The 26,505-nt window shown below is 69.2% G+C and carries 28 protein-coding genes and 1 tRNA gene; 15 read left to right on the top strand and 14 right to left on the bottom strand.

Translation table 11 applies throughout. The features are described 5' to 3' along the window. Window positions 1-372 precede the first annotated feature (372 nt). From M9M90_RS04475 to M9M90_RS04460, 4 genes are read left to right on the top strand one after another with little or no spacing between them, the layout of a single operon-like run. Window positions 373-1,494, top strand: coding sequence for an efflux RND transporter periplasmic adaptor subunit (locus M9M90_RS04475; RefSeq protein WP_254835967.1), 1,122 nt, complete (start codon window positions 373-375; stop codon window positions 1,492-1,494). Continuing rightward, entirely contained in the window at window positions 1,491-2,201 is a 711-nt protein-coding gene (locus M9M90_RS04470) for an ABC transporter ATP-binding protein (protein ID WP_254835966.1), read from the top strand. The genes M9M90_RS04475 and M9M90_RS04470 overlap by 4 nt, the downstream gene beginning before the upstream one ends. After that, entirely contained in the window at window positions 2,201-3,409 is a 1,209-nt protein-coding gene (locus tag M9M90_RS04465) for an ABC transporter permease (protein WP_254835965.1), read from the top strand. The genes M9M90_RS04470 and M9M90_RS04465 overlap by 1 nt, the downstream gene beginning before the upstream one ends. A 31-nt stretch (window positions 3,410-3,440) precedes the next feature. Beyond that, window positions 3,441-3,791: a DUF2200 domain-containing protein gene (locus tag M9M90_RS04460; protein ID WP_254835964.1), complete on the top strand. Its 351-nt coding sequence runs from the start codon at window positions 3,441-3,443 to the stop codon at window positions 3,789-3,791. Window positions 3,792-3,813: 22 nt separating this feature from the next. On the opposite strand, the gene M9M90_RS04455 is transcribed toward M9M90_RS04460, so the two are convergent. Then, window positions 3,814-3,888: transfer RNA gene (locus M9M90_RS04455), tRNA-Gly, on the bottom strand. A gap of 137 nt (window positions 3,889-4,025) precedes the next feature. Here M9M90_RS04455 and M9M90_RS04450 point away from each other — a divergent pair. Beyond that, window positions 4,026-4,616 carry an HD domain-containing protein gene (locus tag M9M90_RS04450; protein ID WP_254835963.1) on the top strand — a complete coding sequence of 197 codons (591 nt, stop codon included), beginning with the start codon at window positions 4,026-4,028 and terminating at the stop codon, window positions 4,614-4,616. Between the two features lie 37 nt (window positions 4,617-4,653). Here the strand turns inward: M9M90_RS04450 and M9M90_RS04445 are convergent, their stop codons facing one another. Continuing rightward, window positions 4,654-5,691: a 2'-deoxycytidine 5'-triphosphate deaminase gene (locus tag M9M90_RS04445; protein ID WP_254835962.1), complete on the bottom strand. Its 1,038-nt coding sequence runs from the start codon at window positions 5,689-5,691 to the stop codon at window positions 4,654-4,656. A 139-nt stretch (window positions 5,692-5,830) separates the two neighbouring features. Here M9M90_RS04445 and metZ point away from each other — a divergent pair, with 139 nt between their 5' ends. Continuing rightward, complete coding sequence (gene metZ / locus M9M90_RS04440) at window positions 5,831-7,015, top strand: O-succinylhomoserine sulfhydrylase (RefSeq protein WP_254835961.1); 1,185 nt, start codon at window positions 5,831-5,833, stop codon at window positions 7,013-7,015. Here metZ and M9M90_RS04435 read toward each other — a convergent pair. After that, complete coding sequence (locus M9M90_RS04435; protein ID WP_254835960.1) at window positions 6,990-8,069, bottom strand: hypothetical protein; 1,080 nt, start codon at window positions 8,067-8,069, stop codon at window positions 6,990-6,992. The genes metZ and M9M90_RS04435 overlap by 26 nt on opposite strands. A 198-nt stretch (window positions 8,070-8,267) precedes the next feature. On the opposite strand from M9M90_RS04435, the gene M9M90_RS04430 reads away from it, so the two are divergent. Next, the gene (locus M9M90_RS04430) at window positions 8,268-8,690 is read left to right on the top strand and encodes a YciI family protein (protein ID WP_254835959.1); all 423 of its coding nucleotides are present in this window, start codon (window positions 8,268-8,270) and stop codon (window positions 8,688-8,690) included. A gap of 12 nt (window positions 8,691-8,702) precedes the next feature. Here the strand turns inward: M9M90_RS04430 and M9M90_RS04425 are convergent, their stop codons facing one another. The 4 genes from M9M90_RS04425 to M9M90_RS04410 form a co-directional block, all read right to left on the bottom strand. Beyond that, window positions 8,703-9,617: an Hsp33 family molecular chaperone gene (locus M9M90_RS04425; RefSeq protein ID WP_254835958.1), complete on the bottom strand. Its 915-nt coding sequence runs from the start codon at window positions 9,615-9,617 to the stop codon at window positions 8,703-8,705. Between the two features lie 71 nt (window positions 9,618-9,688). Next, the gene (gene argF, locus M9M90_RS04420) at window positions 9,689-10,627 is read right to left on the bottom strand and encodes an ornithine carbamoyltransferase (protein WP_254835957.1); all 939 of its coding nucleotides are present in this window, start codon (window positions 10,625-10,627) and stop codon (window positions 9,689-9,691) included. Between the two features lie 156 nt (window positions 10,628-10,783). After that, window positions 10,784-11,962 carry an aspartate aminotransferase family protein gene (locus M9M90_RS04415; protein WP_254837217.1) on the bottom strand — a complete coding sequence of 393 codons (1,179 nt, stop codon included), beginning with the start codon at window positions 11,960-11,962 and terminating at the stop codon, window positions 10,784-10,786. 177 nt (window positions 11,963-12,139) lie between these two features. After that, window positions 12,140-12,835: a hemerythrin domain-containing protein gene (locus tag M9M90_RS04410; protein ID WP_254835956.1), complete on the bottom strand. Its 696-nt coding sequence runs from the start codon at window positions 12,833-12,835 to the stop codon at window positions 12,140-12,142. Window positions 12,836-13,013: 178 nt separating this feature from the next. Here M9M90_RS04410 and M9M90_RS04405 point away from each other — a divergent pair, with 178 nt between their 5' ends. Together M9M90_RS04405 and M9M90_RS04400 are read left to right on the top strand one after the other, a co-directional pair. Further along, window positions 13,014-13,487, top strand: coding sequence for a hypothetical protein (locus tag M9M90_RS04405; RefSeq protein WP_254835955.1), 474 nt, complete (start codon window positions 13,014-13,016; stop codon window positions 13,485-13,487). Next, the gene (locus M9M90_RS04400) at window positions 13,484-14,839 is read left to right on the top strand and encodes a GAF domain-containing protein (RefSeq protein WP_254835954.1); all 1,356 of its coding nucleotides are present in this window, start codon (window positions 13,484-13,486) and stop codon (window positions 14,837-14,839) included. Before M9M90_RS04405 ends, M9M90_RS04400 begins: the two co-directional genes overlap by 4 nt. Before the next feature lie 12 nt (window positions 14,840-14,851). Here M9M90_RS04400 and M9M90_RS04395 read toward each other — a convergent pair whose 3' ends face one another. Continuing rightward, a complete protein-coding gene (locus M9M90_RS04395; RefSeq protein WP_254835953.1) occupies window positions 14,852-15,673 on the bottom strand; it encodes an ABC transporter permease in 822 nt (273 codons plus the stop codon). Window positions 15,674-15,898: 225 nt separating this feature from the next. Here M9M90_RS04395 and M9M90_RS04390 point away from each other — a divergent pair, with 225 nt between their 5' ends. The 3 genes from M9M90_RS04390 to M9M90_RS04380 all read left to right on the top strand — a co-directional run bounded on the left by M9M90_RS04390 (window position 15,899) and on the right by M9M90_RS04380 (window position 18,944). After that, entirely contained in the window at window positions 15,899-16,402 is a 504-nt protein-coding gene (locus M9M90_RS04390; protein ID WP_254835952.1) for a GcrA family cell cycle regulator, read from the top strand. Window positions 16,403-16,550: 148 nt separating this feature from the next. Then, window positions 16,551-18,125, top strand: a complete 1,575-nt coding sequence (gene xseA, locus M9M90_RS04385; protein ID WP_254835951.1) for an exodeoxyribonuclease VII large subunit — start codon at window positions 16,551-16,553, stop codon at window positions 18,123-18,125. A 594-nt stretch (window positions 18,126-18,719) separates the two neighbouring features. Further along, a complete protein-coding gene (locus M9M90_RS04380) occupies window positions 18,720-18,944 on the top strand; it encodes a DUF2093 domain-containing protein (protein WP_254835950.1) in 225 nt (74 codons plus the stop codon). A gap of 200 nt (window positions 18,945-19,144) precedes the next feature. Here the strand turns inward: M9M90_RS04380 and M9M90_RS04375 are convergent, their stop codons facing one another. Further along, complete coding sequence (locus tag M9M90_RS04375; RefSeq protein WP_254835949.1) at window positions 19,145-20,059, bottom strand: lysophospholipid acyltransferase family protein; 915 nt, start codon at window positions 20,057-20,059, stop codon at window positions 19,145-19,147. 128 nt (window positions 20,060-20,187) lie between these two features. Between M9M90_RS04375 and M9M90_RS04370 the strand changes: the two genes are divergently transcribed. Both M9M90_RS04370 and hisN read left to right on the top strand, forming a co-directional pair. After that, window positions 20,188-20,580, top strand: coding sequence for a helix-turn-helix domain-containing protein (locus M9M90_RS04370; RefSeq protein ID WP_254835948.1), 393 nt, complete (start codon window positions 20,188-20,190; stop codon window positions 20,578-20,580). A gap of 77 nt (window positions 20,581-20,657) precedes the next feature. Further along, the gene (gene hisN / locus M9M90_RS04365; RefSeq protein ID WP_254835947.1) at window positions 20,658-21,479 is read left to right on the top strand and encodes a histidinol-phosphatase; all 822 of its coding nucleotides are present in this window, start codon (window positions 20,658-20,660) and stop codon (window positions 21,477-21,479) included. Here the strand turns inward: hisN and M9M90_RS04360 are convergent, their stop codons facing one another. From M9M90_RS04360 to M9M90_RS04340, 5 genes are all read right to left on the bottom strand, one after another. Continuing rightward, window positions 21,480-22,931, bottom strand: a complete 1,452-nt coding sequence (locus M9M90_RS04360) for an alpha/beta fold hydrolase (protein ID WP_254835946.1) — start codon at window positions 22,929-22,931, stop codon at window positions 21,480-21,482. Between the two features lie 7 nt (window positions 22,932-22,938). Continuing rightward, complete coding sequence (locus M9M90_RS04355; RefSeq protein WP_254835945.1) at window positions 22,939-23,247, bottom strand: SCP2 sterol-binding domain-containing protein; 309 nt, start codon at window positions 23,245-23,247, stop codon at window positions 22,939-22,941. Window positions 23,248-23,364: 117 nt separating this feature from the next. Then, complete coding sequence (locus tag M9M90_RS04350) at window positions 23,365-23,820, bottom strand: DUF3617 family protein (RefSeq protein WP_254835944.1); 456 nt, start codon at window positions 23,818-23,820, stop codon at window positions 23,365-23,367. 117 nt (window positions 23,821-23,937) lie between these two features. Further along, window positions 23,938-24,792 carry a class I SAM-dependent methyltransferase gene (locus M9M90_RS04345; protein WP_254835943.1) on the bottom strand — a complete coding sequence of 285 codons (855 nt, stop codon included), beginning with the start codon at window positions 24,790-24,792 and terminating at the stop codon, window positions 23,938-23,940. A 76-nt stretch (window positions 24,793-24,868) separates the two neighbouring features. After that, a complete protein-coding gene (locus M9M90_RS04340) occupies window positions 24,869-25,711 on the bottom strand; it encodes a class I SAM-dependent methyltransferase (RefSeq protein ID WP_254835942.1) in 843 nt (280 codons plus the stop codon). Between the two features lie 221 nt (window positions 25,712-25,932). Between M9M90_RS04340 and M9M90_RS04335 the strand changes: the two genes are divergently transcribed. After that, window positions 25,933-26,388 carry an Hsp20 family protein gene (locus M9M90_RS04335; RefSeq protein ID WP_254835941.1) on the top strand — a complete coding sequence of 152 codons (456 nt, stop codon included), beginning with the start codon at window positions 25,933-25,935 and terminating at the stop codon, window positions 26,386-26,388. Window positions 26,389-26,505 lie beyond the last annotated feature (117 nt).

The raw sequence follows: 26,505 nt of genomic DNA, 5'->3' as shown, positions 1-26,505 counted from the left end.
TGGACGGATGAGAAAGCTTGCGGTGGCCGGGACGGAAAGGCGCCTGGGCGCTTGCCGATTTCCTTTGATGCCCGGTACGCAACGCCCAACCGCCCCGCCGTTATTGATGGCGATCAAGGTGAGAGCGGCCGTGTCGGCCATACAGAAGCGATGTCGGTCACGTCTACTGCCAGCACGCCTTCGGGGCCGCAAATCGAAGCGCCCGCCACGCCAGGAGCGGCGCCCTCCACGGGCAAGGGGCGGGCCTCGGACCGGAGCCTGGAGGAAATTCTCGGTGGCCCGCGGCGGCGAGGGCCGAAGATTAGGCGCATCGTCGCCGTAGCAATGCTTGTCGCCGTTGCAGCCGCGGCCGCCGTCGTCCTGTGGAGCAGGATGACCCCGGCAAGCGCACCCCGCTTCCAGACCGAGCCCCTGGCGCGGGGCGACCTGGTGGCCAGCGTCTCGGCGACCGGGACCTTGGCCCCGCTCAACCAGGTCGAGATAGGCAGCGAACTATCGGGGACGATCGAGCGCGTCCTGGTCGACGATAACGACGTGGTGGGCGCGGGACAGGTGCTGGCGCGGCTGGATCCCTCCCGTCTGCAGGATCAGATCGTAGGGAGCGAAGCCGCGGTGTCGGCCGCACAGGCGCGCCTGCGGGAGGCGCAGGCGACCGTCCGCGAGACCGGACTCAGAAACGACCGCATACGGCGCCTCTGGAAGGGCTCCGCCGGCGGCTATCCGGCGCGCGCGGATGTGGACGCCGCCGAGGCCACGGCGGAGCGTGCGCTCGCTAGCGCCGCCTCGGCCGCGGCATTGCTCCGCCAGTCAGAGGCGACGCTCCGGACCAACCGCACCAATCTCGCCAAGTCCGCCATACGCTCACCGATCGGTGGCGTGATCCTGGACCGGCGGGTAGAACCCGGCCAGACGGTCGCAGCGTCGCTCCAGGCTCCTGTGCTGTTCGTGCTGGCCGAAGACCTCCGCCGGATGAATCTCGAGGTGGACATCGACGAGGCCGAGGTGGCGGGCGTCCAAGAGGGGCAGTCGGCGACCTTCACCGTCGACGCCTACCCAGGCCGAACCTTCAAGGGACGGGTGACGCGCGTCGGGCTGGGCTCCCAGACCAAGGAGGGCGTCGTGACCTACACGGCCCTGCTGGCGGTGGACAACACCGATCTCCGCCTCCGCCCCGGCATGACCGCCACCGCGGAGATCATCACCGAGCGCCGTGAGGACGTCTTCCTCGTTCCCGAACAGGCGCTGAGGTTCAGCCCGCCTCGCGCCAGCACGCGGCCCACCGGCCTGGCCAGCGCCCTCGCGCCGCGGATGCCGCGCGGCGGCGGCGCCCAGCGCCAGTCGAACGGCAGCCAGATCTGGGAGCTGCAGGACGGAAGCCCCGTGCGGATTCCCGTCTCGGTGGGGGCCTCGAATGGGCGGATGTCCGAGGTGCGCGGCGCCAACCTGCGAGCCGGGATGCCGGTCATCGTCGGGGGCGGCGGAGACGCGCCGTGACAGGCTCCGCGCCCCCCCTCGTCGAACTGGTGGGCGTCACCAGGACTTTCGGCTCGGGGGCGGCCGCTTTCCAGGCCCTGCGGGGCGTCGACCTCACCGTCCAGGACGGCGAGTTCCTGGCCATCATGGGGCCGAGCGGCTCCGGCAAGTCGACGGCGATGAACATCATGGGCTGCCTCGATACGCCCACCAGCGGATCCTACCGGTTCCAGGGCGTGGCCGTGGAGCAGCTCACCCGCCGCCAGAGGGCCCTCCTGCGACGCTGGCGGCTCGGCTTCGTATTCCAGGGCTACAATCTGCTCCCCCGCACCAGCGCCCTCGAGAACGTCGAGCTTCCCCTGATGTACCGGCGCGTGGCGACCGCGGAGCGCCGGCGCCTGGCGCGCGAGACCCTGGCCCTGGTCGGGCTCTCCGGGTGGGAAAAGCACACGCCCGCCCAGCTCTCCGGGGGCCAGCAGCAGCGCGTTGCGATCGCTCGCGCGATCGTCACCAATCCCACCGTCCTGCTCGCCGACGAACCGACGGGCAATCTCGACAGCGAGAAGGGCAATGAGATCATGGCCCTGCTCCGGTCCCTGAACGAGGACCGGGGCATCACCATCCTGATGGTCACCCACGAGCCCGACATGGCGGCCTATGCGCATCGCATCGTCCGGTTTGTCGATGGCCGCATTCAGTCGGACGCACCGCGGGCGGCGGCGGCCTGATGTTCTGGAGCGCGCTCAGGTTGGCCCTCTCGGCGATCCGCCGGAACATCGCGCGCTCGATGCTCACCGTCCTGGGCGTTGTCATCGGCGTGGCGGCGGTGATCACCATGGTCAATGTGGGCGCCGGCGCCACCCAGGCTGTCTCGGACCAGATCGCCAGCCTTGGCAGCAACCTGCTGATGGTCCGGCCCGGTCAGAGGTTGGGGCCAGGCGGCGGGGGCGGGACCCGGGCGCCGCCGTTCCGCGCGGCCGACGTGGAGGCGGTGAGCCGGCTGCCCGGCCTGAGCGCGGTCTCCGGGTTCGAGACCACGGGCGTGGTCGCGGTCTTCGGCGCCGAAAACTGGTCCACCAGCGCTGTGGGCGCCAACCGGCCATACTTCGCCGCCCGAAAGCTCGAGCTGGCCTCCGGGCGCATCTTCAACGAGGCGGAGGAGGAGGCCGGCCGCGCCGTGTGCGTCCTGGGCCAGACCGTGCGGAAAGAGCTCTACCGCGAGCGCAATCCCGTCGGGACCCGCCTGCGCGTGCGGCAGTTCAGTTGCGAGGTGATCGGACTGCTCAAGGCCAAGGGCCAGGCCGCCATGGGTCAGGACCAGGACGACGTCATCCTGCTTCCGCTGCGAACCGTGCAGCGGCGGCTCACGGGCTCCCAGGACATCGGCAGCATCGCCATCGCGGTCGCCGACGAGGCCTCGGGGGATCGGGTGAAGTCGCAGCTCGCGGAGTTGCTCCGCGAGCGCCGGCGCATCGGCCGCAACGAGGACGACGATTTCAACGTCCTCGACACCCGCCAGATCGCGGAGGCGGCCACAGGGACCACCAAGGTGATGACCGCCCTGCTGGCGGCGGTGGCCGCGGTCAGCCTGGTCGTCGGCGGCATCGGCATCATGAACGTGATGCTGGTGTCGGTCACCGAGCGCACCCGCGAAATCGGGGTGCGGCTCGCGATCGGGGCGCTGGAAGGCGATGTCTTGCTGCAGTTCCTCATCGAGGCGGTGACGCTCTCGGTGATCGGCGGCCTGCTCGGCCTGGTCGTCGCGGTGATCGCCACGGCGATCCTGGCTCAGGTGATGCACGTCCCGCTCATATTCGACCCCCTGACGAACCTCATGGCCTTCAGCATCTCGGCCACGGTCGGCGTCATCTTCGGCTACTTCCCGGCCCGGCGCGCCGCCCGACTGGATCCCATAGACGCGCTGAGGCACGAATGAGCGCATCCAGAACCAGGCGGATCAGATCGTGATGACCAAGCATCGAATCTACGGGACCAGCTTCGCCAGCGTCTATCCGCTCTATGTCGCCAAGGCGGAAAGGAAGGGGCGCACCAAGGCCGAGGTCGATGAGATCATTCTCTGGCTGACCGGCTTGAGCCAGGCGCAGCTCGACGCCCACCTTGCGCAGAAGTCGGACTTCGAGACCTTTTTCGCCCAGGCGCCCCGCCTGCACCCCGCCCGGGCCGACATAAGGGGCGTGGTCTGCGGCGTTCGCGTCGAGGACATCGTCGAGCCGCTGATGCGGGAGATACGTTACCTGGACAAGCTCATCGACGAACTCGCCAAGGGAAAGGCGATGGAGAAAATCCTGAGGGGATGACGAACCCAAGTCATTGAAAACATGGAGCGGGCGATGGGATTCGAACCCACGACATTCAGCTTGGGAAGCTGACGCTCTACCCCTGAGCTACGCCCGCGCGCCCCTTGCGGGGTGGGGGTTGTCTAGCGGCTCCTTGCGGGGGGCTCAAGGTCGATCTGGGCCGGCCGCGGTCGTTGACCTTCGCGCGCCCTCGCCGCACCATGGCCTGAACAACGATAATCCAGGGAGACAGCCATGGCCGACGACGCCGGCAGCGCCAAGTTCCACGCCATGACCGAGGGCACCCTCGAGGACTGGATGGCCATCGGCCGGGCCGGCGCGCCCTATCGCAACGAACTGCCCGACCGGATGCTGGCGCATCTGAAGATGCTGGAGGCCGACAGCGGCGGTTTCGCCGTAACCCGGCTGGAGCACTCCCTGCAGACCGCCACCCGCGCCTTCAAGGACGGCCGTGACGAGGAATACGTCGTCTGCGCCCTCATGCACGACATCGGCGATATCCTGGGCCCGTCCAACCACGCCGAGATCGGGGCCATCATCATGAAGCCCTACGTCTCGGAGCGGAACTTCTGGATGATGGACAAGCACGGCATCTTCCAGGGCTACTACTTCTTCCACTATCTCGGCCTGGACCGGGACATGCGCGACCAATACCGCGGACACCCGGACTTCGAATACACCGCCCAGTTCTGCCACCAGTACGACCAGAACAGCTTCGACCCGGCCTACGAGTCGATGCCGCTGGAGGCCTTCGAGCCGATGCTGCGGCGGGTGCTGGCGGCGCCGAAGCGTTCGATCTACCGACGGGAAGAAGCGGCGGCCTAGGCGTCGACGCCCCACAGCCCCTCCCTGGGACTGAAAGCTACGACCAGGCCTTGAAGTGCTTTGAAAGCTTCAAACCCTGGCGCTGGTAGTGCGACCCCTGGTCGCCGTAGAGCCGGGTGGGCTTCTCGGTCAGCGGTTCGTAGACCAGGCGCGCGACCGTCTGGCCGTCCTCCAGCAGGAAGGGGGTCTCGTGGCTGCGGACCTCCAGCACCCCCTTGGAGCCGACGGCCTTGGCCTCCTCGGTGCCGAAGCCCGGATCGAAGAAGCCGGCGTAGTGGACGCGGAACTCGCCGACCGAGGGGTCGATGGGGGTCATCTCGGCGGCCTGCAGCACCGGGATCTCGACGGCCTCCTTGGAGGCCAGGATGTAGAACTCGCCGGGATCCAGCAGCAGCTCGCCGCGGCGAGGGTACAGCGGCTCCCAGAAGTCCTTCGGGTCGTGGCCGTCCACATGGTCCATGTCGACCACGCCGGCGTGACGGCGGGCGCGGAAACCGGCGATGCCATCGGTCAGGTCGGAGAGCTCGACGCCCACGCTGCGGATCGAGAGCTTGGGCGGCGCGCCCCGCTTCAGGCGCAACTGGTTCAGCCGGGTGTTGGTGCGCACCAGGATGGAGAAGGTCTGGGGCGCGACCTCGATATAGGTCGGGCCGGCATAGCCCTCGGCCACATCGTCGAAGGCGACCGAATTGTTGGTCAGCAGCCGCACGAACACGTCGACCCGGCCGGTGGAGCTCTTGGGATTGGCCCGCGCGGAGACGCCCGGCGGCAGGGCCAGGCTCTCCTGCAGCTCGGCGATATAGACGCAGCCGCGCTCGAGCACCGCGCCCCGGGTCAGATCCAGCTCATGCATGGCGACGTCGGCGATGCGTTGGGGCACCGTGCGGCCGAGGCCGGGCAGGAAGGAAGCCCGCACCCGCCAGGCGCGCGCGCCGAGCCGCAGGTCCAGGCTCGCCGGCTGGACCTGATCATGGTCGAAGGGGTGGACGGACGTGATCGCCCCGCGGGCGATCAGGTCGTCGATGGATTGGCAGGGCAGGATGCCGGCGGCGTCCTTGGATGGGGTGTCGGTCATCGGGGCGACACTCGCCGCCCGGTACGAGTCTGGCAAGGCGCAGACCACGTTCGCCTGGGGGTCGCGACAGTTTTTCCGCTGTGGCGGGCGCCGTTTTCGCCGGGTAGAAGGCCCTGCCCCATCTGAACTGGAGACCTCCATGGCCGAAGATCCGCGCGACTGGCAGCAGGAAACCAAGCTGGTGCGTGGCGGCATGGCCCGCTCGCCCTATGGGGAGATCTCCGAGGCGATCTTCCTCACCCAGAGCTTCGCCTACGAGAGCGCCAGCGCGGCCGACAAGCGCTTCTCGGGCGAGGACCCAGGCTTCATCTACCAGCGGTTCGGCAACCCCACGACCCAGATGTTCGAGGACCGGCTGGCCCTGCTGGAGGGCGCCGAGACCTGCCGCGCCACGGCGTCGGGCATGGCCGCGGTGCACGTGGCCCTGCAGGGTCTGGTCCGGGCCGGCGACCACGTGGTGGCTGCGCGCGCCATGTTCGGATCCTGCCGCTGGATCGTCTCGGAGTGGCTGCCGCGCTTCGGGGTCGAGGTGACCTTCGTCGACGCCACGGACATCGAGGCCTGGAAGAACGCCGTGCGGCCCAACACCAGGGCCTTCCTGGTGGAGAGCCCGGCCAACCCGCTGCTGGAGGTGACCGCCATCGGCGCGGTGGCCGACGTGGCCCACGCCGCCGGGGCCAAGCTGGTGGTGGACAATGTCTTCGCCACTCCGATCTTCCAGAAGCCCCTGGCGCTGGGCGCCGACATCGTCGTCTATTCGGCCACCAAGCACATCGACGGCCAGGGCCGGGTGCTGGGCGGGGCGATCCTGGGCGCCGAGCCGCTGATGACCGAGGCCTACAAGGACATCCTGCGCCATACCGGCCCCGCGCTCTCTCCGTTCAATTCCTGGGTCCTGCTGAAAGGCCTGGAGACCCTGGAACTGCGGGTCCGCCGCCAGACCGAGAACGCCGGCAAGGTGGCCGACGCCATCGCCGCCCATTCCAAGGCCAAGCGGGTGATCTATCCGGGCCGGCCCGACCACCCCCAGGCGGCGATCATCGCCAACCAGATGAGCGGCGGCGGCAATGTGGTGGCCTTCGATCTCGGTTCGCGTGAAGCGGCCTGGCGGTTCCTGGACACCCTCGCCATCATCGACATCTCCAACAATCTCGGCGACGCCAAGTCGATGGCGACCCATCCCTCGACCACCACCCACCGATCAATGCCGGAGGAACAGCGCCTGGAGATCGGCCTGACCGAGGGCTGGGTGCGGATGAGTGTCGGGCTGGAAGGCTCGGGCGACCTGGTCCGGGACGTCAGCCGGGCGCTGGACGCGGCGTAGCCCTCAGCCAGTCCAGGATTTCCGGGTTCAGCTCCCGGGGGTAGGTGTGGCTGAGATCGGCGATCTCGCGATAGGTCACCGCCGCGCCGGCCGCCGACAGGGCCTCGTACGCCTGCCGGGCGACGTCGATGGGGAACATCCAGTCGAGCTCTCCATGCGCCAGATGGATCGGCAGGCCCGCGATCCGGCCGGGGTCGGCCATCTGGGCGATCATCGGATGGAACGAGGCGGCGATCGGAGCCAGGTGGGTGAAGGGCGAGTGCGGCTCAAGGCCGGTCACGTAGCTGAAGGTGCCCCCGTCGCTCAGGCCGGTCAGCAGCAGGCGGGCTGGATCGATGTTCCACTGGCCGCGCACGCCATCGACGATCCGATTAAGGTTCGGGGTGTCGAGGTCGGCACCCGCCAGGGCCCAGGTCCCCCCGACGGCGGTCGGGGCGACCAGGATGGCGCCGTGGCTGCGGGCGTCGCGCAGCCAGCTCCACAGGAAGGCGCGGCCATTGCCGCTGCCGCCGTGCAGGGCGACCACCAGCGGCCAGGCGACATCCGGCGTGTAGGTTTCGGGCACGTACATGGAGAAACCGCCGCGCGAGCCGGGCGCGTTGTCCACATGCATGACGCCGGTGTCGGCACGCGGCGGCGCCTGGGCGAAGCGCGCCTGAAGCCCGGCGTCGGCCCGCATCGCCGGCTCCAGGAAGAAGCGGCTGACCGGAGGCAGGACGGCGGCCAGGGGATAGAGCGCCTCCTGGGCGCGCGGCGGGTGGCGCAGGGCGCGAAAGATCGCCCGCAGGTCACCCGCTTCGCCGAACTCGTCGAAGGCGGCCAGGGCCTCGGCCCCGGCGGTTTGCAGCGGACCACGAAGCTGGGCCAGGCTCTCGGGCCAGGAGGCCAGGCGGCCAAGAGAGGCGCGCAGATCGGCGTCCCGCCCCTCCACGGCCTGCATGACCTGCGGCAAGTCCGGCGGGTTCAGATAGCGGGCGACGAAGCCCAGCGCCTCCAGGGCCTGGAGCAGGGCCGGCGCCACGACGGCCAAGTCTTCGAGCTCACGATCTTCCACAGCCGCCTCCCGCGCCGGGTCACCCTGGCGCCGGTCGCGGCCCCAGGCCAGAGCGGATGGCGCCGCGAGGGCCTTGAGGGGCTGTGGCGCATCTGGCCCCTCCGCCCGCCTTCATTCCGTCAAATGAGGAACCAACTCTAAAGCGCAGCTTCCCCCATAGCGCCGACCACCTCGACGCCTGAAACCCTGGAGCCCGCCATGAGGCTCGCGCTCGCCGCCATGATCCTTGCCGTCGCCGCCGGCCCCGCCCTGGCCCAGGACGCCCAAGCGCCCGCCAAGTCGACCGCCGCGATCCCGACCGTCTATGTGATCCACTACAGGACCGGCCCCGCCTGGCTGGTCGGCAAACCCCTGCGCGAGCAGCCCATGGGCCCGCACGGCATCTATATGCGGAAGCTGTTCGCCGAGGGCCGGATGCTGGCCGCCGGGCCCACCGTCAACACCGAGGGCGACGCCCCGCTGGTCGACGGGGGGGTCATCCTGCTGCGCGCCGCCGGCCTGGACGAGGCCAAGGCCGTCATGGCCGCCGACCCGGCCATAACCGCCGGCCTGTTCGTCGGCGAAGTCCGCACCTGGCGGGTGGCGTTCTCGAAGGGCGAACCCCTCGCGCCGCCTTCCTAGGGCAGAAACGGGCTAGGCCGCGGCGATCGCCTCGGGCTCCACCACATAGACGGTGGAGCAGTATTCGCAGGTCACCCGGATCTTGCCGTCGGGCTCGACCATATCGGCCTGTTCCTCGGCGCCGAAGGATCGCAGCACGCCCTCGATGCGCGTCTGCGAGCAGCGGCAGAAGGCCTGGAGAGCCTTGGGCTCGAACACCCGCACGCCGTCTTCATGGAACAGGCGGAACAGCAGGGTCTCGGCCGAGATGGTCGGGTCCAGCAGCTCGTCCTCGCCGATGGTCTCGAAGAATGCCTGGGTGCGGCGCCACGCTTCGCCGTGGGAGCCGCGCGCCTCGTCCTCGGCGATGTTCTGGATCAGCATGCCGCCGGCCCGCCAGTGAGGCCCCTCCCCCGCGTCGGCCTGGCCCACCGCCAGGCGCACACGGGTGGGCGTCTGCTCGGACTGGGCGAAGTACTGCTCGGCGCAGAGCGCCAGGGTCTCGCCCTCGATGGGGGTCACGCCCTGGTAGCGGTCCATGTCCGCGCCCTGGTCCACGGTCATGATGAACACCCCGCCGCCCAGCAGAGTCTTGGCGCCTGGACGGATGAAGCCCGTGGCCGCCTCGGCGACCGCCTCGGGGTCGAAGCGGCAATAGCCGCGCAGGGCGCCGGAGGTGTCGTAGTCGGCCACCACGTAGCGCACGGGGCCGTCGCCCTGGGCCTGGATGATCAGCCGGCCCTCGAACTTCAGGCTCGACCCGACCAGGCCCGCCAGCGCGCAGGCCTCGCCCAACAGGTTGGCCACGGCCTCCGGATAGGCGTGGGCCCTGAGGATCGTGTCGACCGCGGGACCCAGACGGACCAGGCGGCCGCGCACGGTCTCGCCCTCGATCTGGAACGGGGCGACGAGGTCATCGGGGGCGATGGGCAGCGGCGAGTTCGGCATGGTGCGGGGATATAGGGCGACGAGCCCTCGTTTGCGAGCGCGGCGTTCCGCCTCGCCAACCGACGAGAGGGCTACCCGATCTTCCCGAAGCACCAGGCCAGGATCGACTTCTGCGCGTGGATGCGGTTCTCGGCCTCGTCCCAGATCAGGCTGCGCGGACCGTCGATGACCGCGTCGGTCACCTCCTCGCCGCGGTGGGCCGGCAGGCAGTGCAGGAACACGCTCTCCGGCGCGGCCAGGGACATCAGCTTCTCGTCGACCTGGTAGGGCTCGAGAGCCTCGAGGCGCTCGTCGTGGTCGGTGTCGCCCATGGAGACCCAGGTGTCGGTCATGACGCAGTCGGCGCCCTCGACGGCGGCGCGCGGGTCGTCGGTGGCCTCTACCTGGCCCTGCTCGGACTGGGCGCGGGCCAGGTCCATCAGGTCGGGATGGTAGATGGCGGGGCTGGCGATCTTCAGCCGGAAGCCCAGCTTGGGCGCGGCGTGGATGAAGCTGGCGCAGACATTGTTGCCATCGCCCACCCAGGCCAGGGTCTTGCCGGCCACCGGCCCGCGATGCTCCTCGAAGGTCATCAGGTCGGCCAGGATCTGGCAGGGATGGCCCTTGTCGCTGAGGCCGTTGATCACCGGGACGGTCGAGGCGAAGGCCAGCCGCTCCACGTCTTCGTGGCTGTTGGCGCGGATCATGATGGCGTCCACCATCCGCGAGAGCACCTTGGCGGTGTCCTCGATGCTTTCCCCACGACCGAGCTGCATGTCGGCGGACGTCGAGATGATCGTGTCGCCGCCCAGCTGGCGCATGGCCGCGTCGAAGGAGAAGCGGGTGCGGGTCGAGTTCTTCTGGAAGATCATCGCCAGGGTGCGTTCCGAGGCCGGGGCGTCGGGATCCACGCGGCCCTGTGTCCAGCCGCGGCGGGCGGCCTTACGGGCGGCGGCGTCATCCAGGATGGCGCGCAGGTCGGCGCCGGAGAGCCGCCAGAGGTCGACGAAGTGTCTCACGGGTTGGGTCATCGGTGGAATTCCAAAAAACTCCGCTCATCCCGGCGAAGGCCGGGACCCAGATTCATCTGGCGAGAGCGGAGGGTTTCACCTGGGTCCCGGCCCTTGGTCTACCCTTGGGTCGGCCTTTCGGCCGAGCCAAGGGGGCCGGGATGAGCGGATTGGTTCCTAAGCCGCGGCCTTGGCCTTGGCGCGGGCGGCGTCGCAGGCGCGCTCCAGACGCTCGACCGCCTCGCGGGCCTCGTCGAGGGTCAGGTTCAGCGGCGGCAGAAGGCGCACGCAGTTGTCGCCGCCGCCGGCGATCAGCAGGTGCTGGTCGCGGGCATGCTGCATCATCTCGCGGTTCGGCGTGGCCAGCTTCAGACCGATCAGCAGGCCCTTGCCGCGGATGTCGAGGATGACGTCCGGATAGCGGTCCTTCAGGCCGGTGAACTGCTGATTGAAATAGCCCGCGACCTCTCGGACATTGGCCAGCAGCTCAGGGCTGGTCAGCTCTTCCATGGCGGCCAGCGCCACGGCCATGGCCAGCGGGTTGCCGCCATAGGTGGAGCCGTGGGAACCGACGCCCATGCCCGAGGCGGCCTCGGCCGTGGCCAGGCAGGCGCCGACCGGGAAGCCTCCGCCCAGGGCCTTGGCCACCGCCATGATGTCCGGGGTCGCGCCCTGCGCCCACTCATGGGCGAAGAGCTTGCCGGTGCGTCCCAGGCCGCACTGGATCTCATCAAGGATCAGCAGGGTCCCGGTCTCGTCGCAGAGCCGGCGCAGGTCCTTGAGGCTCTGTTCCGACAGCGAACGCGCGCCGCCCTCGCCCTGGACGGGCTCGATGATGATCGCCGCGGTGGTCGGGCCGACCGCCGCCTTCAGGGCGTCGAAGTCGTCGAAGGGCAGCTGGATGAAGCCCGGCATGCGCGGGCCGAAGCCCTCGAGGTAGCTGGCGTTGCCCGAGGCGTTCACCGCCGCCAGCGTGCGCCCGTGGAACGAACCGTCGAAGCCTATGATGTCGATGCGTTCCGGATGGCCCTTGGACCAATGGTACTTGCGCGCGGTCTTGATCGCGCACTCGATCGCCTCGGCGCCGGAGTTGGTGAAGAAGGCCACGTCGAGGCCGGTGGCCTGCGTCAGCACCTTGGCGAGCTTCTCCTGGCCCGGGATCGTGAAGACGTTGGAGACGTGCCAGAGCTTCTCGGCCTGGTCCTTCAGCGCCTGGACCAGCTTGGGATTGGCGTGGCCCAGGCCCGTGGTGGCGATGCCGGCCATGCAGTCGAGGTATTCCTCCCCGTCCGTGGTGTAGAGGCGCGCGCCCACGCCTCGTTCGAACGCCAGCGGGGCGCGGTTGTAGACGCCCATGATGTGGTCGTTGGGAACGGTCGCGGCTTGAGGCGCGGTCTTTTCGGACACGGGATAACCCTCCAAAACGGAAGCATCCCCGCCGCTTGAGCGACGGGGACCGGAAGGCCTGGCGTTTTCGGCTTCGAACGGCGGTCTGTCAATCTTCGGTTCGCCCCCAGGCCGATGCGAGCGGCCTCAAGCGACGAGCCCCTGCCGCTCGAGCTCCGTGAAATCGTTGGCCGGCAGGGTCGGCCGGGCCGCCAGTTCGATCACCGCCGTGTAGGCCTCGGGCGGGGCGTCCGCCTTCATGCCGGTGAGCAGGCCTGTCCGCTCGGTGGGGTTCATCGCCGGAAGCATCAGGCGCATGAACGCGATGACCTCTTCCGGCGCCAGCGATCCGATGATCGCCATCTCAATCCCGGCCAGTTCCTGGTCGGTGAACAGGGCGCACAGCTTCGGCCAGATGATCGTCTCCTCCTGCCGCATGTGCTCCAGGTCCTCGGCGACGAAGCCGCTGAAGGCCAGGTAGAGCACGCGGCCCAGCATCGGCCGGTCGGCGGGGGCGGCGTGCTGCACGGCGCGGATGGAGATGGCCAGGCTGTCGAACTGCGCCCGGTGATGGTCGTGCTGGGCGTCGAGATCGGCGGTGGCGCCCGGCGCGCGGGCCTCCAGGGCGGCGTGGATATGGGCCTCTTCGTGGGCCAGATGCTTGGCTCCCAACGCGAGGTGGCCGGCGAGGTCGGCCAGCAGCTTGCCCTGGTCGCGGGTGAAGTCGGCGCGACCCAGCCTGGCGGCCATGTCGCCGTGGGCGAGTCGCAGTCCCTTATGGACCGGACCATAGATGTCCCAGCGGCCCGCGACGGCCTGGGTCAGGAATTCGGATTCGGACATTGGGCGTCTCATCATCTAGCCGCTTCGACGAGGCGTCGCGGCGGCGGGGTTTCGATGGACGCTCTGTAGGCGCGGCTCCCCGGCCCCTCATCCTAAATGGTTCCTATCGGGCGAACGGCGTTCCTAAGATTACGCTATGCAGCTAGTGTCGCGGCGGACCGCGATGGGGTGGCGGCGCGTGATCGGACAGGACTTGGCGGCCTTCATTGAAGGCCCGGTGATGATGGTTTTGGGGACGCGAAGCCTCGCGGGCCTGCCGGCCGTCGGCCGCGCCATCGGAGCCCGCGTGACGCCTGAGCGCGACGCCATCGACATCTTCGCTTCGCCCAGCCAATGGGCCGACGCCCTCGGGGGCGTCGCGGCCGGCTCGCAGATCGCCTTCACCGCCTGCCGGCCTTCCGACTACAAGACCTTCCAGCTCAAGGGCGAGGTTGTGGACGTCGCGCCCGTGGACCCCGCCGATCAGGTGGTGGCCGAACGCTATGCGGACGACATGACCAGGGTGCTGCTGGATCTGGGAGTGCAGCAGCGCCAGATCGACCAGTGGCTCACCCGGGTCGGGCTGGTGCGGCTGCGATTGAGCCCCAGCTCGACCTTCGCCCAGACCCCCGGTCCCGGGGCCGGCGCGCAGCTCGGCAAGGTCGCGCCATGACCGTGCCCCTCAGCGCCATCCGCGACTGCTTCGAAGGGGTGATCCCGTCGATCGTCGCGACGCTCGACGCGGCCGGCACGCCCAATGTCTCATATCTCTCCCAGGTCTATCTGGTGGACGAGACCCACGTGGCCCTCTCCAACCAGTTCTTCTCCAAGACCGTCGCCAACGTGAAGGCCACCGGACGCGCCGCGCTGGTGGTCGTCGACGGGCGGACCGGACAGCAATACGCACTCGACCTGGCCTACGAACGCTCCCTCGGCGAGGGCGAGACCTTCGAGCGCATGGCCGCCCAGCTCAAGGCCATCAGTTCCCAGCACGCCATGGGCGAGGTCATGGCCCTGCGCAGCGCCGACCTCTATCGCGTGATAGATTGCCGCCCCGCGCCGGGCGGCGCCGCGGTGACCGCCGTACGGCCGCCGGAACCGGTCAATGACGGAGAGCGCCTGGCCCTGGCCGCGCGGCTGGCGGCGACGGTGGCCGCCCAGTCCGACGCCGACGCCATGATCGACCGCACGCTGGACGGACTGACCCGCGACCTCGGCTTCGCCAACGTGATGGTCCTTTCACTGGACGAAGGCGCCGCGCGCCTGACCACCCTTGCCAGCCGCGGCTATGCGGTCGGCGGGGTCGGCTCCGAGGTGGCGCTGGGGGATGGCTCCATCGGCATCGCCGCGGCGACCCTGCAACCGGTCCGCCTCAGCGACATGAGCCGGGGGCGACGTTTCGCCGAGGCCGTTCGGAACTCGGCCGAGATCGATGCGGCGCGCCACATACCGTTGCCCGGCCTCGTCGAGCCCCAGAGCCAGCTGGCCGCGCCGATGGTCAGCCGCGGGCGGGCGACGGGCGTTCTGTTCGCCGAGTCCCCCGAGCGGTTCAGCTTCACCGGCGAGGACGAGGACGCCTTGACCCTGATCGGCGCCCAGTTGGCCGCCAGCCTTCGCCTGGCCGAACTTGAGGCCCGCGAATCCGCCGCGCCCCTCGCCCCACCGTTGGCCGGCGCAGCGGGAGGCGTCGCCGCCGGGAGCTTTCGGGTGAAGTCCTTCAGCTTCGACGACAGCGTGTTCATCGACGACGCCTACCTGATCAAGGGGGTGCCCGGCCGGCTGCTGTTTCACCTGCTGCAGGTGTTCGTGGAGACGGGACGGCGCGACTTCACCAACCGCGAAATCCGCCTTGAACCCAGCCTCAGGCTGCCCGACCTGAAGGATAACCTCGAGACCCGGTTGATCCTGCTGCGCCGGCGGCTGGACGAGAAGGCCGCCCCTGTCCGGTTGACGCGGCCGGGGCGCGGCCAGATCCGGCTGGACGTCCAGGGGACCCCGCGCCTGGAGATAGCGCCGGCAGGCTAGGCCGGCGCGACCTCAGGTCTTCAGCTTGTAGCCGGTCTCGAACATCCACAGGCAGGTGAAGGCGAAGGCCGCGACCAGGCCGGCTGTCATGCCCATGCCCGCGACCAGCGAGCCCTCCGCATGGCCGATGAAGCCGTAGCGGAAGCCGTCGATCAGATAGAAGAACGGGTTGAAATGGCTGGCCGTTCGGAACGGCTCTGGCAGCTTGTCGACCAGGTAGAAGGTGCCCGACAAGAAGGTCAGCGGCATGATGATGAAATTGGTCACCACCGCCATGTGATCGAACTTCTCCGCCCACAGACCGGCCATGATGCCGAGGAAGCCCAGGATCAGGGCCGCGCCGATCCCGTAGTAGAGGATCGCCCACAGGTGGACGATCGGCAGGCTGGCGAAAGGCAACACCGCCAGCCAGGTGACCGTGCCGACCACGACGCCGCGGGTCGCCGCGCCAAGCGCGAAGGCGCCGACCTGTTCCAGCGGGGTGAGCGGCGGGGTCATGAAGTCGCCGATCAGGCCGTTGAACTTGGCCTGCAGCAGCGACGAGGACGAGTTGGCGAAAGCGTTGTTGAGGATCTGCATCATGATCAGACCCGGCGCCACGAAGGTCGCGAAGGGCGTGCCGTGGATCGGCGGCGCCGCGCCGCGCACGGCCACCACGAAGACCATCATATAGAGCAGGGCCGTGACCACCGGCGCGGCGAGGGTCTGCATCCCCACCTTCCAGAAGCGGCGGATTTCGCGCAGGTAGAGGGTCGAAAAGCCGGCCCAGTTGAAGCCGTGATAGTCGCGCGGCAGGGGCGGAATGACCGCCGGGGCGTCGGGAACATCCTTCATGCCGCCGATGTGCGCCCGCCGCGCGCAGATCGCAAGGGTGCGGCGTGGCGACGCTACATCTTGTTCCTGTGGACTAAGCGTGTGGCGCCTATTGTGGCCGTTAGGGATTTAGTTACGATATCTAGTAGTTGATGGAGCCCGCAAAAGCGTGCTGCCACAAGATGTTGATCCCGGACACCACCGCGGGGGCGGCGCCGGGACGTTACCAAACGGTGGAGGCCAGACATGGGTTGGACCGACGAACGCGTCGAGAATCTTAAGAAGCTCTGGCAGGACGGCCTATCGGCCAGCCAGATCGCGAAACAATTGGGCGGGGTGACCCGCAACGCCGTCATCGGAAAGGTCCACCGCCTGGGGCTCTCGGGCCGCGCCACGCCGTCCAAGCCGGCCCGTCCGGTGTTCAAGGCTCCGCGTCCCGCCCGTCCGGCGGTCCAGCCCGCCGCGCCGCGCCGCTTGGCCGAGCCGGTCAGCGCGCAGAACCTGCCTGTCCCCTCGCCCGTCCGCTACGTCGAGGAAGCCCCGGGCACCGCCACGGTGCTGACGCTCGGCGCCCACATGTGCAAGTGGCCGATCGGCGATCCGTCCAGCGACGGTTTCACCTTCTGCGGCCGCCGCCAGGACGACGGTCCCTACTGCCTGGAGCACGCCCGGGTGGCCTATCAGCCGGCCCAGACCAAGAAGCGCTCGGGCGCCAACGAACTGGCTCGTTCGCTGCGCCGCTACATCTAGTTCCGAGATCTCAGTTCCGGGGGGATGGGTCGCGGGCGCGTTCACACTGAAGGGCGATGCGTATCGTCGCCGAACGCGCCCCGCCTATTTTCGCGATCTGTAGTCTAGGGGGTTGGGTTTACGCCCACCCCCGCTACCTTCCTCCCCGATGACCGACGTCGACACCGACTCCAACGCCAAGGCCTATTCCGTCTCGGAACTGGCCTTCGCGCTCAAGCGCACCCTGGAGGACGCCTACGGCTTCGTGCGTCTGCGCGCCGAGCTCAGCAAGGTGACCCACCACTCCAACGGCCACGTCTATCTGACGCTCAAGGACGATCGCGCCGCCATCGACGGGGTGGTGTGGAAGGGCTCGGTCCGCAACCTCTCCGTCCGGCCCGAGCAGGGGCTGGAGGTGATCGTCACCGGCAAGATCACCACCTATCCGGCCGGCTCCCGCTACCAGATCGTCATCGAGACCATGGAGGCGGCCGGGGTCGGCGCCCTGCTGGCCCAACTGGAGCGGCTGAAGGTCAAGCTGCAGGCCGAGGGCCTTTTCGAAGCCTCCGCCAAGCGCGCCCTCCCCGCCCTGCCCGCCGTGGTGGGGGTGATCACCAGCCCGACCGGCGCCGTCATCCGCGACATCCTGCACCGCATCCGCGATCGCTGGCCCTGCCGGGTGATCGTCTGGCCCGTGGTGGTCCAGGGCGAGACCGCCGCCGCCCAGGTCGCGAACGCCATCGCCCGGTTCAACGCCCTGGAGCCCGGCGGGCCGGTCCCGCGCCCCGACATCATCATCGTCGCCCGCGGCGGAGGCTCGGTGGAGGATCTCTGGGCGTTCAACGACGAGGCCCTGGCGCGGACCGTGTTCGCCGGGACCATTCCGCTGATCTCGGCCGTGGGTCACGAGACCGACACCACCCTGATCGACTTTGTTTCCGACCGGCGCGCGCCCACGCCGACGGCGGCGGCCGAGATGGCCACCCCGGTCCTGAGCGAGTTGCGCGCCGGGATCGCCGACCTGTCGGCCCGCCTGCACCGCGGCGGCGGCCGAATGGTGGAAGACCGCCGAGGCCGGGTGCAGAACGCCGGCCGCGCCCTGGCCCGCGTGCCCGACCTCGTGGAGATGGCCGGCCAGCGCTTCGACTTGGTCGCCAGCCGGCTAGGCGCGGGGTTGGCGCGAAACGTGGCGGCCCACGAAACCGCGCTGGTGCGCGCCGGCGCGCGTCTGACGCCGATGCTGCTTCAGCAGCCGCAGCGGATTCGGGCCGAGCGGCTGAAGGGCGTTGGCGAGCGCCTGACGGCGAGCCTCGAGCGCAGCGTCACCCTGCGCCGCAACGAACTGAACCGGGTCTGCGCGCGGCTCATTCCAAGTCTCCTGCAGCGCCCACAGCAGCTTCAGGCCGATGCCCTGTCGCGGATCGCCGTCCGACTCCGCCCCGCCGTCGACCGCGGGCTGGAGCGGGCCGGCGAGCGGCTGACAAGCCTGGGCAAGCTCTATGCCTCGGTGAACCCCGACGCCCCGCTAAAGCGCGGCTTCGCCCGGGTCGAACGGCCGGACCGCTCGCTGGTGCGCGAAGGCGGATCCTTGGTCAGCGGGGAGAGCGTTCGCCTGATCTTCGCAGACCAGGCCCGCGAGGCGACCATCGACGGGACGCCGACCTCGGCGGCGGCGGCGGCGCCCAAGCCCGCAAGGCCGGCCAAGCCCGCCGCCACGCCATCCGCCCAGGGCGATCTATTCTAAGCGCGCAGATCGCGGCCAAGTGCGATTCAAGCCACGGGTGAAGCTTGTGGCCAGTTCTCCTAATTATCCCCAATGATGACCCCAATATCAGTATTGGGCTTGAGCAAGCGAAAACTTGGCGATTAGAATTGTGTTTGGGGACACGCCGATGAAATTGCGCGATCGCTGCTTTCTTCGTGATGACAATGGATCGTCAGCGGCCGAATACGCGCTGCTTCTGGCCTGTGTTTCCGCGGCCCTTGGCTTGTCCGCCTTGGGCCTGAGCACTTCGATCTCCACCAGCTTCAACTCGACCTCGATCGTGATGGCGAGCGCGTCCAGTGGACAGTCGAGCGGAGGATCCGGGGGTTCCGGGGCGCCGGGCCAATCCGGCGGGGCGCCAGGGCAGAGCGGCGCAACACCCGGCCAAAGTGGCGGAACGCCAGGACAAGGCGGCGGAGGTCCCCCTGGTCAGAGCGGCGGCACACCCGGCCAAGGCGGCGGCGCGCCAGGCAAGTCCAAGCCCTGACCCACGCAGGCTTGCCGATCGTCGGTTCGGCGCTTGAACCCAGGCTGGCCTGTTCGAACCGGCCTTCCACGGTTAGAATGGCGCCCATGAACGCTCATGATCGTGACCTCGCCGGCCAGCCGGCCGACCTCGCTGTCCTGCACTACGGCGACGGCGAATTCGTCGTCCTCAAGCCTGGCCGCTATGTGCTCTGCGCCGTGACCAAGGCCAAGATCCCGGTGGAAGCGCTGCGCTATTGGAACCCCGCGCTGCAGGAAGCCTACGCCACCCCGGCGGAGGCCACGGCGCGCTGGAAGGAACTGAACCCCTGAACCGTCGGGCGGCGCTCAGCGGGCCAGCTACATTCGCGCTGTTCGGACCGGCCTATAGCGCCCCGCCCGCGCCTCGGCCACCGGCGCCTTCGTGGTCGGCTTCGACCGCGCCACCGGTCGCCAACTGGTGCGTGCTGTGGCGCGGCCGGCGCATGGATCCCATGCTGATGTTGGGGGGCGCCGCGCCGGCCTGAGCTCGGCTACCGCGCGCGCTTGTAGACCTCGCTAGGCCAGCGGCGGTGGGTCCAGAACCACTCGGCGGGACGTTGGAGCACCTGGGCCTCGATGAAGGCGTTGACCTTGCGCACCCCGGCCTCGATGTCGGCGGCCATGTCACCGGTCTTGGTGAGCGCGATGGGATCGTGGACCACCACGCGGAAGCGGGCCTTGTGCTTGCGCTGCACGGACATGGGCTGCAGCACGGTGTCGAACCGCAGGGCGAGGCGCGAGGGCCCGGGCGCGGTGTGGACGGTGCGGCCGAAGAACGGGGCCGCCACCCCGCCGTTGAACTTCTGGTCGTTCATCAGGGCCACGGACTCGCCACGCCCCAGGGCGGCCAGGAGTTCGCGCGCGCCGTCGCCGCCCTTGGGCGCGAAGTAGCGGACGCCGTAGCGGAAACGATAGTCACGGACCCGCGCCTCCACATACGGGTTGTTCATCGCCCGATAGGTGATCTGGCTGACCACGGGCGAATTCACGATCACCGCGGGCATCACCTCGAAATTCGAGAAATGGCCCGAAACGAACACCACGGGCTCCTTCTTGGCGGCGATCTGCCGCAGGCGCGCGGCGTTCACCACCTCGACGCGATCCGGGTCGCCGATGATCCGGTCCATGATCAGCAGCTCCAGGAAGGTGCGGCCGGTATTGTCCCATTGGGCGCGCAGCAGGCGTCTAATCTCGGCGTCGGAGGCCTGCGGGAAGACGATGCGCAGGTTGGTCTCGGCGACCCGGTGGGCGCTGGTCAGCGGGCCTAAGGTCTTGAAAAACCAGGCGCCGAAGTCGGAGACCGCGTCCACCGGCAGGGCGCGGGCGAGCAGGATCACCGCGTCGAAGGCCAGGGCCTCGAGGCGCCAGAGGAAGTCCTGCCATCGGGACGGTCCAGCCTGCGTCATGTCCCTCTAGTAGTCGTGTCGTTCCCTTCCGTGCAACGCGAACTCCGCTCGCTTGGCGCGCGATTTGCGCGATCCAGCTCAAGCCGTTTCGTTTTGGGACGGCTCCAAGCAGATGCGAGGGGGGCGATATGGAGCCCATGGGCAACAACATCGACGTTCACCTGGGCAAGCGTCTTCGCCGGCGTCGCCGGCTGCTCGGCCTGACCCAACAACAACTGGCCGGCGCCTGCGGCGTCCGGTTCCAGCAGATCCAGAAGTACGAGTGCGGCGCCAACCGCATCTCCGCGGCCCGTCTGTGGCAGCTCTCCGAGGCCCTGGAAGTGCCGGTCGGCTACTTCTACGACGGCTTCGCCGAAGCCGCGCAGCGCGAGACCGCGGGCGAAGGTGAAGCCGGCGGCGAGATGTTCGCCCGCAAGGAAACCCTCGACCTGATCCGCGCCTACTACCAGCTCGGCGAGCGTCCGCGCCGCCGCCTCCTAGACCTCGCCAAGTCGCTCAACGGCGACCATCCCATCGCCTGAGCCCAACGCGACATTGGCGACCCGCGGGCCCTGGGGGGGGATTTCGCGGGGACCGGCGGCGGGGTAAAGCGGGAGCCATGCCCGACTCCATCCTCGCCGCCGGCCGTCTTTTCGAACTGGACAGCTTCCTGATCGAACTCAACGCCGCCTCGGCGGCGGCCATCGAACCGCTGTTTCGCGCCGACCACGGCCTGGAGGACAAGGGCGGGCTCAAGGGCTTCGATCCCGTCACCGCCGCCGACAAGGGCGCGGAGGCCGCGATCCGAAAACTGATCTCGCAGCGCTATCCCGACCACGGCGTGATCGGCGAGGAATACGGCGAGGATCGCCCCGACGCCGAGTTCGTCTGGGTGCTGGATCCCGTCGACGGCACTCGGGCCTTCATCGCCGGCCTGCCGCTCTGGTGCACCCTGATCGGCCTGCGCCACCACGGGAAACCCGTGCTCGGCTCCATCGGGCAGCCCTATCTCGGCGAGCTCTATATCGGCCATGCCGGCGGTTCGCGGCTGATCTCGCGCGGCGCGAGCCGGCCGCTGAAGGTTAGGCCCTGCCCCAAGCTCACCGACGCCATCATCTCCACCACCGATCCGGAGGGCTGTTTCGACGGGCCGGAACTGGGCGCCTGGACCCAGGTGCGGGCCGCCGCCAAGCTGGCGCGGCTGGGCTGCGACGCCTACGCCTACGCCATGGTCGCGGCGGGCACGATGGACATGGTCATCGAGGCCGGCCTGAAGTCCTGGGACATCGAGAGCGCCATCCCGTTGATCGCGGGCGCGGGCGGCCTGGTCACCGACTGGCGCGGCGCGCCGGTCGGCCAGCACGGGGGCCAGATCGTCATCGCCGGCGACCAGGCCTGCCTCGACGAGGCCCTGGTCGCCCTGCGACGGTCGGCGAAATAGCTACTTCTTCGGCGCCGGCTTCTTCGCGACGGCGGGCTTCTTGGCGGTCGCGGGCTTGGCGGCGGCTTTCGGCGCTGGCTTGGCCGCTGCGGGCTTGATCGCCTTGGGGGCGGCCGGCTTCGCGGGCGCCTTCTTCGGCGCGGCGGCCTTAGTCGCGGGCTTGGTGACGGCGGGCTTCGCGGCGACTTTCGCAGGCGCCGTCTTGGCCGGCTTAGCGGCCGCCTTCGGAGCCGCGACCTTGGCGGCGGCGGCCGGCTTCGCGGCGGCTTTGGCGGGAGCCTTAGGCGTGGCGGCCGGCTTCGGCGCGGCCGCCTTGGCAGGGGCCTTCTTCGCCGCAGGCTTCGGAGCCGCGGGTTTCGGGGCCGCAGCCTTGGGCGCCGCAGGTTTCGGAGCTGCCGGCGCGGCGGGCGCCGGAGTGGGAGCCGGGGTGGGAGCCGGAGCGGCGGCCACCGGAGCGGGCGCCGGCGCGGCGGCGGGAGCCGGGGCCGGGGCCGGGGCCGGGGCCGGGGCCGGGGCCGGCGACTTGCCCGTCAGAGCGTCGAACGCCCGCAAGAAGATGTTCCGCATAGTGTCCGTCTCCATCAGGATTTCGTGGTAGGCGCCCTGCACATCGAGGAACTCGCCCTTCGGCAGTTTCGCGGCCACGGCCCTTTGCGCATCATTGTCGACAAGCTTGTCTTTTTCCGCCGAGCAGATGACGACCGGAATCGCCACGCTTTTCAAGTTCCCCGCCTGGCCGAGATAGGCGGTCGCCCGGAAGGCGAAGTCCAGCCAGCCCCAGGTGGGGCCGCCCAGGGCCAGATCCGGATAGGCCGCGACCTGAGCCTGGGTCCGCGCCCAGCGGGCGCGGTCATGGGTGAGCACGTTGGTCTCGAAGGTCTCCGTCGCGTTGGACGGCGGCCGGGCGTAGCGTCCGCCGCGGCCCAACAGCACGTTGAGGCCGGCCAGCCCGCGGGCGATCACCAGCGGGATATTGCCGGTGCGCACGCCTAGCATGGGCGCGGAGAGCACCGCGCCCTCGAAGTGCCTGGCCTGGCCGTGGGCGAGCGCCAGCAGGGTCAGGCAGCCGCCCATGGAGTGGCCGAGGGCGTACCACGGCTTGGGCAGGCGCGGGCCATAGGCGGCCAGCAGGGCCTCGAAGTCGCGCAGGAAGGCCTGATAGCCGTCGGCGTGGCCGGCCAGACGATCGCGCAGGTCGCGATGCGACAGCCCCTGGCCGCGCCAGTCGTGGGTCAGCACCACGAAGCCGCGGGCCGTCAGCTCCTCGACGACCTCGAAATACTTTTCAATAGGTTCGGTGCGTCCGCCGCTCAGCACCACCGAGCCCAGGACCTTCCCCTTGGCCGGGAACAGGGCCGCGCGCAGGCGGGCGCCGCCGGCGCCGCTGAACCAGTCGGCCTCGCCTCCCTGCGGGATCGGCGCGGTGGGGGTGGCGATAAGGGGTGCGGTCACGGACGTCTCATCCGAGCTTGGAGAACAGCGCTTGCATCTGGGGCTGCAGCGACATGGCCAGCCCCATGTCCGACAGCTTCAACCGGCCGGTCATCACCGCGGTCATGGGATCGAGCTGCCGGCGGCCCAGGGCCTCCAGGTCGGCATGCTTGACCGATAAGGTCAGGTCGGCGGGCTTGTCCTCATTGGTGACCGCGCCGCCGTCGATGTGGATGAAGCCTTCGCCGCGCAGGTCGATCTTGAAGCTCTTGCCCAGACCCGCGTCCTCGCCGACTGCGGCCTTCACACGCTGCGTCAGTTCCTGAAGGGTCGCCATACGGGGATCGTCTCTCACGGGGAAGTGAGCGGCACCTTCGCCCCTGGCGAGCGGCAAGTAAACGGCGCCGCTAGGGTTCCAGTTGAAAAGCGCCACCGCGCCCGTCGATCACTCCGCCTAGGCTGGCGGAGAGGCCGCCGTGGCGGCAGGCGCCGGGCAGGTCTCGGATATCCGCCTAGCCTCGGTGGTCGCCCGGCCGCTGAGCGGCAAGCCCGACCAGGAGGTGTCGATATCGGCAACCATCTTGAAGGTTGTCGGCGAATAGGAACCGGTGGCTTCCAGCAGGGCGGTGTGGCCGTTCCTGGTGGCGCACTTGCCCTTCAGCGTGATCTTGCCGCCTTTGAAGATCCTCGTGGGATAGTCGCATTTGTAGTGGCGGTTGGACGGCCCCATCATGAACTTCTGCACCTCCGAGGGGGTGATGCATCGGTTCTCTTTCTTTGTCTGGCTGATCACCGCGCTGACCTTGTTGGTCACCGCCCAGTAGCCGGGCAGGATCGCGCCGTCCTGGGCGAACGCCGGGACGGCGAAGGCGCCGGCCACGAGGGCGGCGAAGAGGGGCGTGCGAAGCATTCCTGGCCTTTAGCGTGAAGCGACCGTGCCGTTCTAGCCCGGACAAGATGGCCCATTTCTGACGCCGGCCGCGAGGTCCCGTTCATCTGGCGCGCGGCAGCCGTGAGTGGCGGTGAGCTACGAGGGCTTCACGAACCGCAGGGTCATCCGATCGCTCTCGCCGATCTCGTCGTACTTGGCGCGGTCGAAGGCCGGATCCTGGGGCTCGCCGCGCGGCGCGGTCAGGCGCACGGGCGGCAGGGTCCAGACCCCGAAGGGATGGCTGCGCGTATCCTTGGGGTTGGCGTTGATCTCGCTGGCCTTGTCCAGGGCGAAACCGGCCTCCTGGGCCAGGCGCACCGCATAGGCCTGATCGACATAGCCGTCGGCGGCCAGGGCGTCCTGCACCCCGCCGGGCGCGGCGCGGTGCTCCTCCACGCCGAGGACGCCGCCAGGCTTCAGCGCCGCGAAGGCGTCACGGAACGCCTTCTCGACGATGCCCGCCGCCATCCAGTTGTGCAGATTGCGCAGGAAAAGCACCAGATCGGCGGTCCCGGCCGGCGCCACCGGACCGCTGGTCGCCCCGAAGGCCGTGATCTCCACCGCGCCATAGAGCTTGCGGTCGGCTTCCAGCTTGCGGCGGAAGGCCTCGACGGTCTCGACGGCGGCCGGGTCGGCGGGCTCCAGATTGGCGGCGATCAGCTTGCCGTCGTTGGCCGCCAGATAGGGCGCGAGGATATCGGTGTACCAGCCCGCGCCGGGCCAGAACTCCACCACCGTCTGGCCGGGTTTGAGGCCCCAGAATTCCAGGCTCTCGACCGGATGGCGCCAAGGGTCGCGGGCCTTGTCGGCGGCGGTCCGCCAGCTTCCGGCCACCGCGTCCTGCAGGGTCATGGCGTCCTTGACAGGAGCTGCGGGCGCGTCGGCCTTGCGGCCGCACGAGGCCAGGGCGAGCCCGCTCAACAGGGCGCTTCGGCGCGAAAGCAGGGCCATTGAATTCAAGGAATACGCCCCATTCGAAGAACCACCGTCCGGGTTAGACTGACCCGAGACGGTGGTCAAAGCGTGGCTACTTCTTCACGAAGCGCAGGGTCATCCGGTCGCTCTCGCCGATGGCGTCGTATTTTGCGCGGTCGAAGGCGGGGTCTTGGCTGCGCCCGCCCTGTACGGTCCAGCGCGACGGCGGCAGGGTCCAGACGCCGAAGGGATGGTCCTTGGTGTCCTTGGGATTGGCGTTGACCTCCGACTTCGCGGCCAGCTTGAAGCCGGCCTTCTCGGCGGCGGCGATCACATTGGCCGTGGAGACGTAGCCGTCGCGGGCGTCGGCGATCTGGTCGCGGGTCGGATCGGCGCGGTGCTCCTCGACCGCCAGGACGCCGCCCTTCTTGAGCACCGTGGCGAAGTCCTTCATCGACTTGTCCATCATGCCCTCGGTCCACAGCCAGTTGTGGATGTTGCGCGCGGTGATGACCATGTCGGCCGAACCCGGGGCGCCGAGCGGGCCGGACACCGCGCCGAAGCCCACATAGGAGATCTTCCCGAACTTGGCCTCGTCGGCGTACTTGGCCTCGAAGTCGGCGCGGGCCTTGCGGCCGGCGTCGGTCATCTTCGGATTGGCGAGATCGCCCACCCCGGCCACATAGGTCCCGCCGGTGGCCTTGGCGTAGGGCGCCAGGATCTCGGTCCAGTAGCCGGAGCCCGGCGAGATCTCGACGATGGTCTGCTTGGGCTTGACGCCCCAGAAGGCCAGGGTCTCGTAGGGGTGGCGCGCGGGGTCGCGGGCGACATGGGCCGCGCCGCGCTCGGCGCCGGCGACGGCGGCTTTCAGCGCCTTGTCCTCAGCCGCGGCGGCGGGCTGGGAAAGCGCGATCAGCGCGCCGGCGGCGAGCAGTACAAATCGACGGGTGGACATCTTTCGAGCGCCTCAGCTGTTTGCGAATTGGGCGCGAGCCTAGTGTGCATCGCGATCCTGGCAAGGCGTCTTGCGAGGCCCCCCTTGAACCAGAATTCAGCTCTCCCACCTAAGCAGTCGAAGGCGCTGGACATCCGGGCCTTCCGGGCAATGCACGAGGCCGACTTGGCTCGCGCGCCGTCCGACAACATCGCAACCTTGCTTACTGAAGAAGGCTCAACATGCGCACTATCGACTTCTCCCCGCTGTATCGTTCGGTCGTCGGTTTCGACCGTTTGGCCGACCTGCTGGAAACCGCCCGCGTCGACGCGGCCGCCGGCTATCCGCCCTACAATATCGAGCGCACCGACGAGAATGCCTACCGCGTCGAGATCGCGGTCGCCGGCTTCCGTCCGGATGAACTGAACATCGAGGTCAAGGAAAACCTCCTGACCGTCCAGGGTCGCAAGGCCGCCAACGACGACCAGCGCAAGTACCTCCATCGCGGCCTGGCCGAGCGCAACTTCGAGCGCCGGTTCCAGCTCGCCGACTATGTGGTGGTCACCGAAGCCGCGCTCGCCGACGGCCTGCTCTCCATCTCTCTGAAGCGCGAGCTGCCGGAGGCCCTGAAGCCCCGCCGGATCGAGATCGCCACCTCGACCCAGCCCGACCTGATCGAAGGTGGGAAGGCCGCCTGACCGCCCCACAGCCAGGTGGACTTCCCTTCCGGGCGGCGCGCCCCCTCCGCGCCGCCCGCCCCCTTCTACGAACTGGCCGGCGCGAGTCATCGCGCCGGCCTTTTCTTGGTCTCACCA

The sequence above is a fragment of the Phenylobacterium sp. LH3H17 genome, from assembly GCF_024298925.1.
GTDB lineage: Bacteria > Pseudomonadota > Alphaproteobacteria > Caulobacterales > Caulobacteraceae > Phenylobacterium.
This window is presented reverse-complemented; position numbering and strand designations above follow the sequence as displayed.